General features: G+C 70.4%; 13 protein-coding genes. 5 read left to right on the forward strand and 8 right to left on the reverse strand.

Features of this window, described 5'->3' with window-relative positions; translation table 11 throughout:
* Window positions 1-171 precede the first annotated feature (171 nt).
* The 7 genes from ABD716_RS15285 to ABD716_RS15315 are packed head-to-tail and all read right to left on the reverse strand — an operon-like array spanning window position 172 to window position 8,612.
* Complete coding sequence (locus tag ABD716_RS15285) at window positions 172-1,662, reverse strand: basic amino acid/polyamine antiporter (protein ID WP_344778446.1); 1,491 nt, start codon at window positions 1,660-1,662, stop codon at window positions 172-174.
* A gap of 37 nt (window positions 1,663-1,699) precedes the next feature.
* A complete protein-coding gene (locus tag ABD716_RS15290; RefSeq protein ID WP_344778448.1) occupies window positions 1,700-3,589 on the reverse strand; it encodes a glycoside hydrolase family 127 protein in 1,890 nt (629 codons plus the stop codon).
* Window positions 3,586-4,725: a Gfo/Idh/MocA family protein gene (locus tag ABD716_RS15295; RefSeq protein WP_344778450.1), complete on the reverse strand. Its 1,140-nt coding sequence runs from the start codon at window positions 4,723-4,725 to the stop codon at window positions 3,586-3,588. The genes ABD716_RS15290 and ABD716_RS15295 overlap by 4 nt, the downstream gene beginning before the upstream one ends.
* Window positions 4,722-5,528, reverse strand: coding sequence for a ThuA domain-containing protein (locus ABD716_RS15300; RefSeq protein WP_344778452.1), 807 nt, complete (start codon window positions 5,526-5,528; stop codon window positions 4,722-4,724). Before ABD716_RS15300 ends, ABD716_RS15295 begins: the two co-directional genes overlap by 4 nt.
* 41 nt (window positions 5,529-5,569) lie before the next feature.
* Window positions 5,570-6,421 carry a carbohydrate ABC transporter permease gene (locus ABD716_RS15305; protein ID WP_344778454.1) on the reverse strand — a complete coding sequence of 284 codons (852 nt, stop codon included), beginning with the start codon at window positions 6,419-6,421 and terminating at the stop codon, window positions 5,570-5,572.
* Entirely contained in the window at window positions 6,418-7,383 is a 966-nt protein-coding gene (locus ABD716_RS15310; protein WP_425553488.1) for a carbohydrate ABC transporter permease, read from the reverse strand. Before ABD716_RS15310 ends, ABD716_RS15305 begins: the two co-directional genes overlap by 4 nt.
* On the reverse strand, window positions 7,380-8,612 hold the full coding sequence (locus tag ABD716_RS15315) for a sugar ABC transporter substrate-binding protein (protein WP_344778456.1): 1,233 nt from the start codon (window positions 8,610-8,612) through the stop codon (window positions 7,380-7,382). The genes ABD716_RS15310 and ABD716_RS15315 overlap by 4 nt, the downstream gene beginning before the upstream one ends.
* A 199-nt stretch (window positions 8,613-8,811) precedes the next feature.
* On the opposite strand from ABD716_RS15315, the gene ABD716_RS15320 reads away from it, so the two are divergent.
* From ABD716_RS15320 to ABD716_RS15340, 5 genes are all read left to right on the forward strand, one after another.
* Complete coding sequence (locus ABD716_RS15320; RefSeq protein ID WP_344778620.1) at window positions 8,812-9,822, forward strand: LacI family DNA-binding transcriptional regulator; 1,011 nt, start codon at window positions 8,812-8,814, stop codon at window positions 9,820-9,822.
* Between the two features lie 99 nt (window positions 9,823-9,921).
* Window positions 9,922-11,370, forward strand: a complete 1,449-nt coding sequence (locus tag ABD716_RS15325; protein ID WP_344778457.1) for a glycoside hydrolase family 5 protein — start codon at window positions 9,922-9,924, stop codon at window positions 11,368-11,370.
* Window positions 11,367-12,500 carry a zinc-binding dehydrogenase gene (locus tag ABD716_RS15330; protein ID WP_344778459.1) on the forward strand — a complete coding sequence of 378 codons (1,134 nt, stop codon included), beginning with the start codon at window positions 11,367-11,369 and terminating at the stop codon, window positions 12,498-12,500. The genes ABD716_RS15325 and ABD716_RS15330 overlap by 4 nt, the downstream gene beginning before the upstream one ends.
* Window positions 12,501-12,584: 84 nt before the next feature.
* Complete coding sequence (locus ABD716_RS15335) at window positions 12,585-14,297, forward strand: IlvD/Edd family dehydratase (RefSeq protein WP_344778461.1); 1,713 nt, start codon at window positions 12,585-12,587, stop codon at window positions 14,295-14,297.
* Entirely contained in the window at window positions 14,297-15,160 is an 864-nt protein-coding gene (locus tag ABD716_RS15340; protein ID WP_344778463.1) for a fumarylacetoacetate hydrolase family protein, read from the forward strand. The genes ABD716_RS15335 and ABD716_RS15340 overlap by 1 nt, the downstream gene beginning before the upstream one ends.
* Before the next feature lie 9 nt (window positions 15,161-15,169).
* Here ABD716_RS15340 and ABD716_RS15345 read toward each other — a convergent pair whose 3' ends face one another.
* A complete protein-coding gene (locus ABD716_RS15345) occupies window positions 15,170-16,033 on the reverse strand; it encodes an SMP-30/gluconolactonase/LRE family protein (RefSeq protein WP_344778465.1) in 864 nt (287 codons plus the stop codon).
* Between the last annotated feature and the right edge of the window lie 132 nt (window positions 16,034-16,165).

Below are 16,165 nucleotides of genomic sequence, written 5' to 3' on the forward strand. Positions count from 1 at the left end.
TCGGATCCCACGCCACCGAATGGGTCGCAGCCGTCCACACCCCCAAACGCAACCTCACCCCCGCCACCTAGCAACACAACCGGGCCGCAAGGCAGAGGTCTGTCTCCGCGCGTGCCGACACGAGCATGCCCGCAGCGTGTCGAGCAACTCGGCGTCCCGCATCCCGACCCGCTAAACCGCGATCCACCCCGCGGCGAGCGCGACCACCCCGACGAGCGCGGCGACCACGGTGAATGCGGCGAGCGCGACCTCCCACGGGCGGAACACCCGGCGACCGCTGCGGCGCCGCGCCGCCGCGAACAGCAGTGACGCCGGCGCATACACAATCGCCGAGATCAGCAGATAGGTGATGCCCGTCGCGTAGACGAGGAACAGCGTGTAGACGAGCGCGAGCGCGGCCGTGACGACGGGGCCGGCGACTCGAGCGGATGCTTCACCGGCTCGCCGTCGCTCGGCGACGGCCTCGCGCAGCGCGAAACCCGCCGTCAGCACGTAGGGCACCACGGCGAGGGCGGCGCAGAGCATCAGGCAGAACTGGAACGCGTCGTTCGAGAACAGCGAGACCACGACGAGCAGCTGCACCGCGAGCGTCGTCAGCAGCAGCGCGCTGCTCGGCACCCCGGCCCTGTTGACGCGCGCGAACACGGCGGGCGCATCCCCGCCGCGCGCCGCATTGAAGAACACCTCGGCGGCCATGAGCGTCCAGGCGAGGAACGCCCCCAGCACCGACACGAGCAGCCCGACCGAGACGAAGACGCCGCCCCACGGGCCGACGACGGCCGAGAGCACTCCGGCCATCGACGGCTGGTGCTGCCCGGCGATGCTCGCCACGGGCAGTGCGGCATACGCCACGAGGGTGACCAGCATCAGGATCACGAGCACGCTGCCGAAGCCGAGCATCGTCGCGCGCCCGACGTCGCGCCGCTTCCGGGCGTAGCGCGAATAGACCGACGCGCCCTCGACCCCGAGGAAGACGAAGACCGCGACGAGCATGGTCGAGCGCACCTGCCCGAAGAGGGCCCCGGCAGAGCGGGCATCCCCAGCCCCGACCCACAGGTTCGCCGAGAACGTGTGCCAGTGCATGCCGACCAGCGCGACGAGCACGATGAAGACGATGATCGGCACGATCTTCGCGATGGTGACGACGGTGTTGATGAGCGCGGCCTGCCGCACGCCGCGCACGATCAGAAGATGGAACGCCCAGAGGATCGCGGTCGACAGCAGGGCGGATGCCGGCGTGTTCCCCTCCCCGAGAATGGGGAAGGCCTGCCCGAGGGCCGAGCCGATCAGCACGACATACGTGCCGTTGCCCGCCACGGCGCTCGCCCAGTAGCCGAACGCCGAGAAGAAGCCGACGTAGTTCCCGAAGCCCGCCTTGGCATAGGCGAAGATGCCCGCATCGAGCTCAGGGCGGCTGACCGCGAGGCGCTGGAAGACGAGCGCGAGCATCAGCGTGCCGAGGCCCGAGACGACCCACGCGATCAGCGAGCCGACGACGCCCGTCGACGCGGCGAAGTTCGCCGGCAGCGAGTAGACACCGGCGCCCACCATGGTGCCGACGACGAGCGTGCTGAGCGCGATGACCGGAAGCGTGCGCTTCGGCGCCGCTCCCCCGCTGGCGGTGGCCGGGGGTGCTGGGGCGGTGGAGAGCTCGGAAGACACGACCTTCTATGTTCTCTCCACCGCCTGAGAGCCGCCCTCAGCCGGTGCTGGCCGGAATCCAGACGCGCATCGCACCCGGCGTGCCGTTGCCCCAGGTGGCATAGGGTCGCAGCGTGAGGGCGATGGGGCGATCGGATGCCTCGGGCCGCGCCTGCCACGCCGAATACAGCGCACCGCCCGGCGCACGCCGCGCCCCCGTCGCCACGAGCACCGGCCCGAGCGGCGTCGCCGCCTGCCCCGCGGCGAGCGGCCGCGCCGGATCGACCTCGACCTCGTCGATGTCGACGTCGTTGTCGGCCTGCTCGAGGCAGTAGACGATCGGCCCGCGGCGCACCGCGACCGCACCGCGCACGGCGTCGATGCGCGCGTTGCCCGTCAGCACCTGCGCCGGCATGTCGAGCTCAAGCTCGATCACGGTGCCGGCGACGAGCACCGCGGGCAGGCGCAGGGCCCCGCCGCGCAGCTCGGCGGAAACGGCCCCACCGCCCACCGAGACCCGGTGGCCCGATGCCCAGGCGGGCACCCGCAGCGCCAGAGCCGCGCCGGGGAATCCCTCGATCACAGAGATCCGCACCCGCCCGTCGAGCGGGTACTCGGTGTCGACGTCGAGCGCGACGCGGCCGCCCTCGAGCTCCGCCTCGATGCGCGCCCGGGTGTACTGCACGAGCTGCAGCTCGTTGCCGCGTGCGGCTGCGAGATAGCCCTCGATGCTGGCGAAGGTGCGCATCAGGTTCGGCGGGCAGCACGCGCAGTAATACCAGTCGAGCCGCCGCGCGGCGGCCTCCTGCTGCCCCGAGACGTGGTCGGGCCGCAGCTGCAGCGGGTTGCTGTAGAAGAAGGCCGCCCCGTCTTCCGAGATCCCGTCGGCGACGACGTTGTAGAGCGCGGTTTCGAAGAAGTCGCCGTAGCTCAGCTCGCCCGTTGCGACATACATGCGCCACGCCCAGTGCATCGCGGCGATGCCCGCGCAGGTCTCGGCATACGCCCGCTCGCTCGGCAGCTCGTACGCGTCGCCGAACGCCTCGTCCTTGTGCCGCGACCCCGTGCCGCCCGTCAGGTAACTGCGCCGGGTGACCATGTCGTCCCACTGCGCCCGCAGCGCGGAAAGCAGGCTCTCGTCGCCCGTCTCGAGGTAGACGTCCGTCACTCCGCTGTTGAGATAGAGCGCCCGCACGGCGTGGCCGCGCATGATGGCCGTCTCGCGCACCGGGGTGTCGTCCTGGTAGTAGCTCGAGCCGAAGCCGCCGCGGCCGAGCCACCCCGCGCCGCGCCGGTCGACGAAGGCCCGGGCGACGTCGAGGTACTCGCGCCGCCCCGTCAGCCGGAACAGCTCGACGAGCGCGTACTCGACCTCGGGGTGGCCCGGGTACCCCTCGGCCGCTGAGCCGCCGAAGCGGCGCACGATCAGATCGGCGACCCGGGTCGCGATGGCGAGCAGCCGGTCGTCGTCGAGCGCGCGCTTCGCGGCGATGGATGCCTGAATCAGATGCCCCGCGCAATAGAGCTCGTGCCCCGTCGTGAGGTCGCTCCAGCGCTCCTTCTCGCGGTCGGCGCGCTGGAACGCGGAATCCAGGTAGCCGTCGTCGTCCTGGACGCGGGCGAGCAGCGCGACCGCCTCCTCATAGAAGGCGCGCAACCGGGCGTCCTCGCCGTGGCCGAGCTCCCACGCGACCGCCTCGAGCGTCTTGTGCACGTCGCTGTCGGCGAAGACGAGGCCGCGGAACGGGGCATCCGATTCGCCGATCAGCCTGCGCAGGTTGTCGAGGTTGCCCTCGGTCTCGAGCCGCTCGATGCCGTGCGGGATCGTCGTCGCGCGGTTCCGGCGCTGCCAGCGCCCGAGCAGGCCGTCGCCGAGGGCGACCCCGCCGGCGAGCGGGGCCACGGCGCCCCGCCCGGGCGCGGCCATCGGCTGTGCGGCGACCGTCATGCGACCCCCTTCGTGCGCAGCCCCGCTGCCGCGCTCCCCCATGATTCGAGCACGCCTCTCACGTCTTCGCGGCGTTCGCTCGCGAGCGCGTCGCGGTAGCCGTCTTCCAGCACGGCCTCGAGGCTGACGGTGCCGAGGGTCTCGGCCGAGCGCACCGCGCCCTCGACCATCGCGAGGCTGAACACGTTCGCGTGCACGTCGCCCGAGGGCGTCCGCCCGGTGCGCAGCGCATCGACGAACTCGTCGAGCGCCCCGGCGATCTCGGGACGAACGGCAGTGGGCAGGGTCGCGCGCGTGACGTCGCCCGGCCCTGCTCCCTCGACGTACTCCACCTCTGGGCGCCCCTCGCCGTCCCACAGCGCCGTGCCGCCCGCCCCGCTGATGCGCCAGCTGCCGTTCCACGAGGTCTCGAAACCGGGGCTGCACCAGCTGCCGGTGAAGGTGTACCTGGTGCCGCCCTCGAACTCGAACACCGCGGTCGCCGCCGCGTCGCCGCGGTACCAGCTCCAGCTCGGGTTGAAGGTGCGGCAGTCGACCGACACCGGCTCGGCGTCGAGCAGGTAGCGCGACACGTCGAAGGCGTGGATCGCCATGTCGACCAGCAGCGGGTGCGCCATCTCGTCGCGGAATCCGCCGAAGTGCGGCGCCTTGAAGAACTCGGTGGTGACGATGCCGATGGGGCCGAGCGCGCCGAGCGCGTCCTTCAGCTCGGCGAGCGCCGCGTAGTAGCGCCGCGACTGGCTCGTCATGAGCAGCTGGCCGGATGCCTCGGCCGCGGCGGCCAGCGAGAGACTCTGCGCGACGGTCGGCGCGATCGGCTTCTCGCACAGCACCGGCAGCCCCGCGAACAGCGCCTCGGTGTTCACGGCGTGGTGGGCGGGCGGCACGGTCACGTCGATAACGGCCTGCGCGCCGGCGTCCCCCGCCACCTGCGTCAGCGATTCGCCCACCGTCACGCTCAGCCCCCGCTCCGCGAGCGCGCGCCGCGCGAGCGGCAGATCGAGGTCGACGAGCCCGACGAGCTCGACCTCGGGCGTCTCGGCGATGACGTCCAGCCAGTGGCGCCCCATGTTCCCCGCGCCGACGAGGACGACCCGCAGCGGGCCGGCGGCGTCGACGGTCGCGAACCGGCTCATTCGGCGTCCGCGTGGTTGCTCATGGCGCCCTGGTAGCCGCGCCCGTTGAAGAAGTCGCCGGTCTCGTAGCGCAGCAGGGTGGGCAGCGCGCGGGCCGGCCGGTCGGAGGCCGCCCACTTCACGCCGTTCGCGATGACGCGTCGCACGTCCTTGTGGTGATACACCGGGAAGTCCTGGTCGCCCGGGCTGAAATAGAAGATCTTGCCGTTGCCGCGGCGATAGGTGATGCCGCTGCGGAACACCTCGCCGCCCGAGAACGACGAGATGAAGACGATCTCGTCGGGCTTGGGAACATCGAACTGCTCGCCGTACATCTCCTGCTGGGGGATCTCGATTGGGTGCGGCACCCCCTGCGCGATGGGGTGGGTGGGGTCGACCGTCCAGACGAGTTCGCGGTCGTTCTCGCTGCGCCAGCGCAGGGTGCAGGTCGTGCCCATCAGCTTCTGGAAGATCTTCGACCAGTGGCCGGAGTGCAGCACGACGAGCCCCATGCCCTCGAGCACGTGGCGGTGCACCCGCTCGACCACCTCGTCCGAGACCTCCCCGTGTGCCGCGTGGCCCCACCAGGTCAGCACGTCGGTCTCGGCGAGGCGCTCTTCGGTGAGGCCGTGCTCGGGGTCGTCGAGCAGGGCGGTCGTGACGACGGCGCCCTCGCCGAGGTTCTCTTCGATGCCCGCCTTGATGGCGTTGTGCATGCCGTCGGGGTAGAGCTCGGCGACGTGCGGCTCGACCTGCTCGTGCCGGTTCTCGCCCCAGACGACGACACGCAGCGGGCGGGTGGAGGTGGTGGGGATGGCGTTCATGGATTCTCCTTCTGAGTGGTCTTTCGCCGAGGCGTCCGTCGTCACTTGATCGCTCCGCCCAGGGCGCCGGCCGCGATGTACTTCTGCGCGATGATGAGCAGCACGCCGGCCGGGATGGAGGCGATCACGGCGGTCGCCATGACGGGCCCCCACTGCGTGACGTTGGCGCCGATGTAGTTGTAGATGCCGAGGGTGATGGGGCGCACGGCCGGGGTGCTCGTCAGGGTCAACGCGAGCAGGAAGTCGCCCCACGCGCCGAGGAAGGTGAAGAGCGCGGCCGTGATGATCGCGTTCTTGCTGATGGGCACGACGATCGCGGTGAACGCCCGGAAGTTGTTCGCGCCGTCGACGAGAGCCGCCTCGACCAGGCTCTGCGGAATCGACGCCATGAACGCCCGCATCAGGATGATCGCGAAGGGGATCTGCAGCGCGCTGTCGGCGAGGATCAGGCCGAGGTACGAGTTCAGCAGGCCCCAGTCGTTGAACAGCGTGTAGAGCGCGTTGGCGATCACGATCGTCGGGATCATCTGGGTGATCAGCAGCACGAGCACGAACGCGGTCATGCCCCGCATCTTGAAGCGGGCGAGGCCGTATGCCGCGGGCGTCGCGACCACGAGGGTGAGCACCACCGCGCTGATCGCGATCACGAGGCTCGTGACGAGGTTGCCGCCCTGCTGGTGGATGGCCGTGACGTAGCCGGCGATCGTGGGGTGGATCGGGAACCAGTCGGTGCTCGCCGCCCCGGAGTTGGCCTGCAGGCTGCTGTTGATCATCCAATAGACGGGGAACACCATGATGCCGAGGAAGACGATGCCGAGCACCGTCATCGGCCACTTCCGGGCGGGGGCGCGGTTCGGCACCCCCGCGAGCCGCAGCGCGCGCGTCTCGCTCATTCGTCGACTCCCTTGCGGTTCATGTACAGATAGACGGCCGAGAACAGCAGCGAGACGACGATCAGCACGTTGCTGATCGCGGCGCCCTGCCCGAACGCGAACTTCACGAACGAGTTCTGGTAGGCCCAGGTCGCGAGCGTCTGCGTCGAGTTCGCCGGGCCCCCGCCCGTCAGGCCGAGGATGATGTCGACGACCTTCAGCGTGTAGACGACGCCGAGCACGATCACGACGCTGACGACCGAGCGGATGCTGGGCCAGGTGATGTGCCAGAAGGCGCGCCACCCCACGGCGCCGTCGAGCGAGGCGGCCTCGTAGAGCTCCTCGGGCACGGCCTGCAGGCCGGTGTAGAGGATGGTCGTGTTGAACGGGATGCCGAGCCAGATGTTCACGCCGATGACGGCGATGAGCGCGAGGCTCGGGCTGACGAGCCACGGCACCGGGTCGACGCCGAACAGGCCGAGGAACCCGTTGAGCGCGCCGCTGCCCTGATCGAGGATCCACTTCCACACGGCCGCCGACGCGATGAGCGGCAGCAGCCAGGGCAGCAGCAGCAGCGAGCGCAGGAACCCGCTCAGCGGGAAGTGCCGCTTGAAGAACAGCGCGAGGCCGAGCCCGACGCCGAACTGCAGCACGATCGAACCGATCGTGAACAGCACGGTGTTCACCACGGCCGTTCCGAAGACGGGGTTCGTGAACACCGTCGTGTAGTTCTTGAACCCGACCCACGGCGCCTCGCCCGTGTAGAACGTGGTGGTCGTGTAGTTCTGCAGCGACATGACCACGTTCTGCACGATGGGGTAGCCGAAGAACACCAGCACGAACAGGATCGCGGGCGCGACGAAGAACCAGCGCGTGAGGTAGCGGGCGGGGTGCGCCTTCCTGCGCGGCTCGGTGCTCGGTCGGGCGCGGCGGGCCGGCGGGGCGGCGCTGTGCGCGCGCCCGGCATCCACTGAGGTCGTCACTTGTTCTGCGCCTGCCCCTGCTTCAGCGCGTCCTCGGGGCTCGCCTTGCCCGTGAGTGCGAGCTGCACGGCCGTGTAGATCGCCGTCGCCGCGGTGGGCCACTTCGGCCCGAGCTCACCGGTGCGCGCCCGCGCCGTCTTCACGGTCTCGGTGAACGCCTGCACCTGCGGGTGCGACGTCGCCCACGTGGCGGCCGAGTCCTGGTCGGAGGGGACGTTGCCCGAGATTTTGGCGATCTTGAGCTGGGTCGCCGGCTTGTTCAGGCACGCGACGAACTTTCCGGCGAGGGCCATCTTGGCCTTGTCGCCGGTCTGGGGAACGTTGAAGGTCTCGCCGCCGAGCGGGGAGACGACGGTCTGCGACGACGTGCGGGTCGGAATCGGAACGCTCGCGAAGTTGAGCCCCTTCTTCGCGTTCAGCACGGGCAGCTGCCACGGGCCGTTGATCATCATGGCCGCCTTGCCCGCGACGAACTGGTTGTTGACGTCCTGCTGCGACCAGTTCACCGAGCTCTTCGACATCGAGCCGTCGTTCTGCAGGTCGACGTCGAGCTGCAGCGCCTGCGCCGCCTCAGGAGTGTCGATGTTCTTCTCGTCACCGCCGTTCGTCCACAGGAACGGCAGGAACTGCCAGGTGCCCTCGTAGGTGTTGATGTTGCTCATCGCGAAGCCGTAGACGCCCTTGCTCGGGTCGGTGAGCTTCTTCGCGGCGGCCTGCAACTCGTCCCACGTCTTCGGCGGGGTCACACCCGCGGCCTTCAGCATGTCGACGTTGTAGTAGAGCGCGATCGAGTTGATCACGGGCGCGAGGCCGTAGAGCTCGCCCTTGTAGGTGCCCGCCTTGATCACGCCGGGAACGTCGCCCTTGGGCGCCGAGACGCCGAAGTTCTTGAGCGGGGCGAGCGCGCCGGTCGCGGCGATCTGCTGAACGTCGGGGTTGTCGAGCATGAGGACGTCGGGCAGGGTCCGAGAGGATGCCTGCTGCAGCACCTTCTGGATGAGGGATGCCCCGGCGATGTGCACGGGGTTGACCTTCGCCCCGATGGACGCCGCGCATTCCTTGTAGACGGCGTTGTAACCGCTCATGCTCGGGTCCGACGAGTAGTAGTCCTCGACCGTCAGCGTCTGCTTGCCGCCTGCGCTGGCGGACGAGCCCGACGAGCAGGCGGCGAGGGTGAGCGCGACGGCCGATGCTGCGGCGATCGCCACGAGGGTGCGCGATTTCTTCACGAGTGAGCTCCTTTGCGTCACAAGAGGGTCGAGCAACAGGGCCCGGCGCCCGAGCCGAATCGGGTCAAGCGCTTGACCTGCACGGCAGTCTGACCAGATCACGTGGCCGAAGTCAAGCGCTTTACCACAATGGCGCGATGTCGATGCGATACTTGCGGCACTCAGCTCGCGCGAGAGAAAGGGCGCCACCGTGGTCACGATGCAGCAGGTCGCCGATCGCGCGAAGGTGTCGATCTCGACGGTGTCGTTCGTGGTCAACAACACCAAGCCCGTGACCCCCGAGACCCGCGAGCGCGTGCTGCAGGTGATCGACGAGCTCGGCTACCGGCGCAACCGCGCGGCACGCGCGCTCGCGAGCCGCAAGTCGCGCATCCTCGCGCTGATCTACCCCATGCTCGATCACCGCAACAACCACGCCTTCGTGGAGTCGGCCGCGACCGCCGCCGAGGAGCGCGGGTACAACCTCGTGCTGTGGCCGCTGCACAGCGACAACGTCACGACCGAGATCGCATCGCTGATCGAGGCGGGTTTCGCCGACGGGGTCCTGCTGATGGAGGTGCAGCTCGACGACGAGCGGGTCAGCCGACTGCGCGAGGCGCAGGCGCCGTTCGTCCTGATCGGCCGCACGCGCGAGCTCGCCGGCATCGACTACGTCGACATCGACTTCGAGCGCACGACTCAGACGGCGGTCGATGAGCTCGCGAAGCTCGGCCACCGCGATCTCGCGCTCGTGCTGGAAGACCTGCGCGGAACACCGCTGGCCGGCTACGCGCCGCCCATCCGCACCGAGCAGGCCTTCCGCGAGGCGGTGGCCGCCCGCGGGCTCGCGGGAACGGTCTTCCACGTCGCCCACGACTCGGGCTCCATCTCCGCGCTGCCGGCCGAGCTGGCGAGCAGCGCGCCGCAGACGACCGCGATCGTCTCGATGCACGACGCCGCCAGCCTGGCCCTGCTCAGCGCGCTGCCGCGGCGCGGCATCGAGGTCCCCCGCGACCTCTCGATCGTCACGATCGGCACCACCGCGTCGCTCGCCGCGCTGTCGCAGCCGCCGCTCAGCACCTACGAGGCGCCGGGCCACGTGCTCGGCCGAGCCGCGGCCGAGGCGCTCATCGCGCGACTCGAGGGCCGCGACGGGCCGGCGACGCAGGTGCTCGTGCCGTGCGCGCTGCACCCGGGCGCTTCCATGGGGCCGGCACCCGCGCGCGCTTGACACCGCACCGCACCGATTCCTAGCCTGAGAGCATTCGCGAAAACTCCACCAAGGGATCGCGAAATGTTTCGTTCCGTACATGACAGCGAGGTCATCGGTATGTCCAGCGCGCACTCCCCCGCGAGGCCGCCCCACTTCGTCCGCACCGAGGGAGCACGCCTGCTCGACGGCTACGGCGAGCCGATCCGCTTCACGGGCGTCTGCGTCGGCGGCTGGCTCAACATGGAGAACTTCATCACGGGCTACGCCGCCAACGAGACCCTCATGCGCGAGAAGGTCGCCGCCGTCATCGGCGCAGACCGCGCGGCACGGTTCTTCGAGCGGCTGCTCACCGCTTTCTACGGCGAGGCGGATGCCACCTTCCTCGGCTCCCTCGGCATGACGCTGATCCGCATTCCGGTCAACTACCACCACTTCGAGTCCGACGACCGCCCCTTGGAGATCCTGCCGACGGCGTTCGAGCACCTCGACCGCGCCATCGAGGCATCCGGCCGCCATGGCGTGTACTCGCTCATCGACCTGCACGCCTTGCCCGGCAGCCAGAACCACCACTGGCACTCCGACAACGACACCCATCAGGCGCAGCTGTGGCGCCACCCGCACTTCCAGGACAGGGTCGTGAACATCTGGAAGGCGATCGCCGAGCACTACAAGGGCAACACCTGGGTGGCCGGCTACAACCTCATGAACGAGCCCGCCGATGAGACCCGGCGCGTCGTCGGCCCCCTCTATCGGCGGCTGTTCGACGCCGTGCGCGAGATCGATCCCGACCACACCGTGTTCCTCGACGGCAACACCTACTCCACGGAGTTCGACATGTTCGACCCCGCCGACCCCTGGCCGAACACGGTCTACTCGGTGCACGACTACGTCGCCTCCGGCCTCGGCCGCGGGGGCGACTACCCGGGCGAGACCGACGGCGTCTACATCGACCGCGACTACGCGCGCCGCAAGTTCCTGCAGCGCTCCGCGTACGCCCGCGCGAGCGGCACGCCCATCATGGTCGGCGAGTTCGCACCGATCTACACGGGCGACGAGCACGTGGATGCCATGCGCCGCCGCATCCTCGCCGATCAGCTCGACCTCTATCGCGAGTTCGACGTCAGCTGGACGAGCTGGATGTACAAGGACCTCGGCCGCCAGGGGCTCGTCTCGGTCGCGCCCGAGTCACCGTATCGGCAGCGCTTCGACGCCTTCGTCGCCAAGAAGAACCGGCTCGCCGCCGACCAGTGGGGCAGCGACCGGCTCGGCGGCGAGGGCGTGCGCGAGGTCAGCGAGGCCGTTCAGGCTCTCGTGGCGCGCGAGTTCCCGAACTGGAACCCGTACCCGTGGGGCCGCTTCGACACCGTCTCCACGGTACTCAACAACCTGCTGTTCGCGCAGCCGCTCGCCGAGGAGTACGCGGAGCTGTTCCGCGGGCTGAGCGACGACGAGCTGGACGCCCTCGCCGACTCGTTCGCGTTCGAGCAGTGCGTCGTGCGCGAGTCGCTGCGCGACCAGCTCGTCGCCGGCGGCGACCGCGCACCGTCCTCGGCCGCGCGCGCATGACCGCGATCCGCGCCGCCGTGCTGCGCGCCCCCGGCCGACCCCCTGCGATCGAGCAGGTCGAGCTCGCTGCACCCCGCGACAGCGAGATCGTCGTGCGCATCGAGGCGGCGGGCGTGTGCCACAGCGACTACCACTACATGACCGGCGACCTCACGGCGCCGCTGCCGCTCGTGCTCGGCCACGAGGGGGCCGGCATCGTCGAGGAACTGGGGCCGCGGGCATCCGGCCGCATCAGGGTGGGCGACCGCGTGGCGCTGCTGTGGCGCCCGCGCTGCGGCGTCTGCGAGGCCTGCGTGTCAGGCAACCCGGTTCTCTGCGAGCTCGGCAAGGTGCAGGCGGCCACGGGCGGCCTGCCCGACGGCACCTCGCGGCTCTCGCTTCCCGTGGACTCAGGCGGCGCGGCCGACGGCACGGCGCTGCACCACCTCATGGGCGTGTCCTGCTTCGCCGAGAAGGTCGTCGTGAACGAGAACGCGGCGGTCGTCGTGCCCGACGGGGTGCCGCCGGAGGTCGCGGCGATCTCCGCGTGCGCCGTCATCACCGGGGTCGGAGCGGTGCTGAACGTCGTCGAGTTCGCCGCGGGCCGGCCGCTGCTCGTGATCGGCGCGGGCGGCGTCGGGCTCTCGGCGGTGATGGGCGCGGCACTGACCGGTGCGCACCCCGTGATCGTCGTGGATGTGGACGACCGCAAGCTCGAGCTCGCGCGCGAACTGGGAGCCGCGATCGCCATCAACGGGCGTGAGACAGATGCCACGGCGGCGGTGCTCGCCGCCACCGGTGGCCGCGGCGTCGACTGGGCGATCGAGGCCATCGGGCGACCCGCGACGCTGCGCCAGGCGCTCGACTGCACGGCGGCAGGCGGTGCCGTGGTCGCGGTCGGCCTCGGTTCCGCCGACACGGAGTTCGCCGTGCCGCTCAACCAGCTCGTGCAGCGGCAGAAGCGCGTGATCGGCTCGCTCTACGGGTCGAGCAATCCGCCCATCGACCTGCCGCGCATCTTCCAGCTCTACCTCGCGGGCCGGCTGCCGATCGACCGGCTCCTCGGCGAGCGACTGCCGCTCGACGAGGTGGCGGCGGCGTACGAGCACCTCGTCTCGGGCGCGGTCGGCCGCGGCATCCTCGTGCCGTGACCTCGCCGGAGCGCTGAGGCGCGCCCGTGGCGAGTTTCGAATCGATCATCAGACAAGATGGACCTTGACCCGAAGGAGGGCGCGATGATGCGCAGTCAGGACTGGTACGGCGGCACGGGGCGGGACCCGTTCATCCACCGCGCGTGGATGCGGCGCGGGGTCCCTGACCACGCCTTCGACGGCCGCCCGCAGATCGCGATCGCCAATACCGCGAGCGACCTGACGCCGTGCAACGCGCACCTGAACGAGGTCGCCGAGTACGTCAAGCAGGGCGTCTGGGAGGCGGGCGGCGTGCCCGTGAATCTGCCGGTCACCTCGCTCGGCGAGACGCTCGTGAAGCCGACCGCGATGCTGTGGCGGAACATGGCGGCGATGACGATCGAGGAGATGCTGCGGGCGAACCCCATCGACGCGGCGGTGCTGCTCGGCGGCTGCGACAAGACGATTCCCGCGCTGCTGATGGGCGCCGCATCGGTCGATCTGCCCGCCGTCGTCGTGCCGGGCGGCCCCATGCTCAACGGCTACTTCCGCGGCGAGCGCTCCGGGTGCGGCACCGGCGTCTGGGCCCTGTCGGAAGAGGTGCGCGCCGGCAACCTCTCCGAGCAGGAGTTCGAGCGGTTCGACAAGCAGATGGTGCGCTCGAAGGGCCACTGCAACACCATGGGCACCGCCTCGACGATGGGCATCATGGCCGAGGCGCTGGGCATGACGATTCCGGGCGTCGCCGGCACGCCCGCGCCCGACAGCCGCCTGCTCGAGGCGGCGCACGCCTCGGGCCGGCTCGCGGTCGAGCTGGCTCTCGAGGACCGGCGCATCTCGCAGGTCATCACGAAGGAGTCGTTCCACAACGCGATCGTTACCCTCGCCGCAATCGGCGGCTCGACGAACGCGGTCGTGCACCTGCTCGCCATCGCCGGCCGCCTGGGCATCGACCTCACCCTCGAGGACTTCGACCGCATCGGCGGGAAGGTCCCGCTGCTCGTGAATCTGCAGCCCTCGGGCAGCTACCTGATGGAGGACCTGTTCCGCGCCGGCGGCGTGCTGGCCGTGCTCGACCAGCTCACCGACCTGCTCGACCCCGCCGCGCAGACCGTGGTCGGCGCGCCGCTCATCTCCTTCCTCGGCGAGCACCCCGTGTGGGACCGTGACGTGATCTCACTGCGCGAGAACCCCCTGCAGGACGAGGCGGGCATCGCCGTGCTGCGCGGCAACCTCGCGCCGCGCGGCGCCGTCATCAAGCCGTCGGCGGCGAGTCCCGAGCTGCTCACCCACACGGGCCGGGCCGTCGTCTTCGACTCCATCGAGGACTTCCACGCCCGCATCGACGACCCCGAGCTCGACGTCGACGCCGACTCGGTGCTCGTGCTCCGCGGCTGCGGGCCGAAGGGCTACCCCGGTATGCCCGAGGTCGCCAACACGCCCCTGCCGCCGAAGCTGCTCAAGCAGGGCGTCCGCGACATGGTCCGCATCTCCGACGGTCGTATGTCGGGAACGGCATACGGCACCGTGGTGCTGCACGTCGCCCCCGAGGCCGCCTCGCCGGGCAGCGTGCTCGCCCTCGTGCAGGACGGTGACCTGATCTCGCTCGATGTGCCGAACCGGAAGCTCGAGCTGCTGGTGCCCGAGGAGGAGCTCGCGGCGCGCAAGCCCGCGTTCCGCGAGGTGTCGTCGTTCGCGAAGGCCGACCGCGGCTGGCAGAAGCTGTACATCGAACACGTCCAGGGCGCCGACACGGGTGCCGACCTCGACTTCCTCGTGGGGTCGAGCGGATCGATCGTGACGAGGGAGTCGCACTGATGAGCAACCGCCCCGATACCGCCCTCGCCCGCGTCGAGGTCGACGGCGACGTCCTGTGGGCCGTGCGCCGCGGCGAGGAATATACCCCTCTCGGCATGAGCCTCGCCGGGCTGCTGCGGCTGCCCGCCGCCGAGGCGCGCGAACGCGTCGAAGGGGCCGCCGGCGCAGGCATCCGGCCCGCTCGTGTGCTGGCTCCGATCGACCCGCAGCATGAGGTGTGGGCGGCCGGCGTGACGTACCTGCGCAGCCGCGACGGGCGCATCGAAGAGGCGAGCGACGGCACCCCCTACGACAAGGTCTACGGGGCGCAGCGCCCCGAGCTGTTCTTCAAGTCGACGGGCGTGCGCGTGGTCGGCGACGGCGAGCCGGTGGGCAAGCGCGCGGATTCCACCTGGGACGTGCCGGAGTCCGAGCTCGGCATCGTCGTCGACGCCGCGGGCGAGATCTTCGGCTACGTGCCGGGCAACGACTCGTCGAGCCGCTCGATCGAGGGCGAGAACCTGCTCTACCTGCCGCAGGCGAAGGTGTTCACGGCCGGTTGCGCGCTCGGTCCCGAGATCGTCCCTGCCTGGCTCGCGACTCCCCCGTTCGACATCCGCCTGCTCATCGAGCGCGACGGCAGCTCGGTGTACGACGAGGTCACGTCGACCGACCAGCTGGCGCGGCGCCTGGAGGACCTTGCCGACTGGCTCTTCCGCGGTCTCGAGTTCCCCGACGGCGTCGTCGTGCTGACGGGAACGGGTCTCGTTCCCCCCAGCGAGTTCACCCTGCGCGACGGCGATGAGGTCACCATCGAGATTGCCGGCATCGGCCGACTGACGAACCCCGTCGTGACGGTGGGGCGCACCCCGGTGGCCGAATAGCGCGGCCCGTCAGCCCGCGAACGCCGGCAGCGGCACCCCCTGCACACCGGGCTGCACGGCGAACACCGCGCCCGCGGCGGGCTGGGCGTCGTCGGGCAGGTTCTCGCGCGAGGTCGTGATGTAGAGGGTGTCGAGGGATGCCCCGCCGAAGGCCGGCGCCGTGATCTGCCGGACCCCCGGAATCTCGATCAGCTCGGTGATCGCGCCGCTTGCCGGGTCGAAGCGGCGCACCGCGCCGCCGTTGTAGAACGCGACCCACAGCCCGCCTTCTGCGTCGATCGTCATGCCGTCGGGGCCGCCCTCGAGGTCGCTGACGTCGGCGAGCGGGCGCCGTTCGTGCAGCGTGCCCTCGGCGGCGTCGTAGTCGAAGACGTCGATGCGCTTCGTCGGCGTGTCGACGTAGTAGGCGCGCTCACCGTCGAGGCTCCACTGCAGCCCGTTGGAGATGGTGATGTCGTCGAGGGCGACGGACGCGGTGCCATCGGGTTCGAGCCGGAACAGAGCCGCCGCGCCGGGCGTCTGCTCATACGCCATTCCCCCGCAGAAGAGGCGCCCCACCGGGTCGCAGCCGCCCTCGTTCAGTCGGATCGCGGCGTCGTCGAGCACCTGCGTCAGTTCGCGCTCCCGCCGGAACCCCGAGTCGAACAGCGAGAAGCCGTGCTCGGTCGCCACGATGAACCCGCCGCTGCGGCGCGGCCGTACGACGGCCGCGACCGGCGAGCCGACGTCGTAGCGCGCCGGCGAGGTGAGCGATGAGAGGTCGACAACCGCGCCGGCCAGCATGTCGACGAGCAGCATCCGCTCGCCCACCGGATCCCAGCAGGGCCCCTCGCCGTGATACGTCACCGGGGCCGTCAGCTGCTGCGCCTTCATGAGATCGACGCTATTGCAGAGCGCCCGCCACGGAAAGCGCCGCAGCACACCGCCGCGGGCACGCGACACGCGAGAGCCGATGCACAGACCGCCCTGTCCCCGAATTGCGCGGTTCCACAGATAATCTGCCAG

The organism is Gryllotalpicola kribbensis (assembly GCF_039538245.1).
GTDB lineage: Bacteria > Actinomycetota > Actinomycetes > Actinomycetales > Microbacteriaceae > Gryllotalpicola > Gryllotalpicola kribbensis.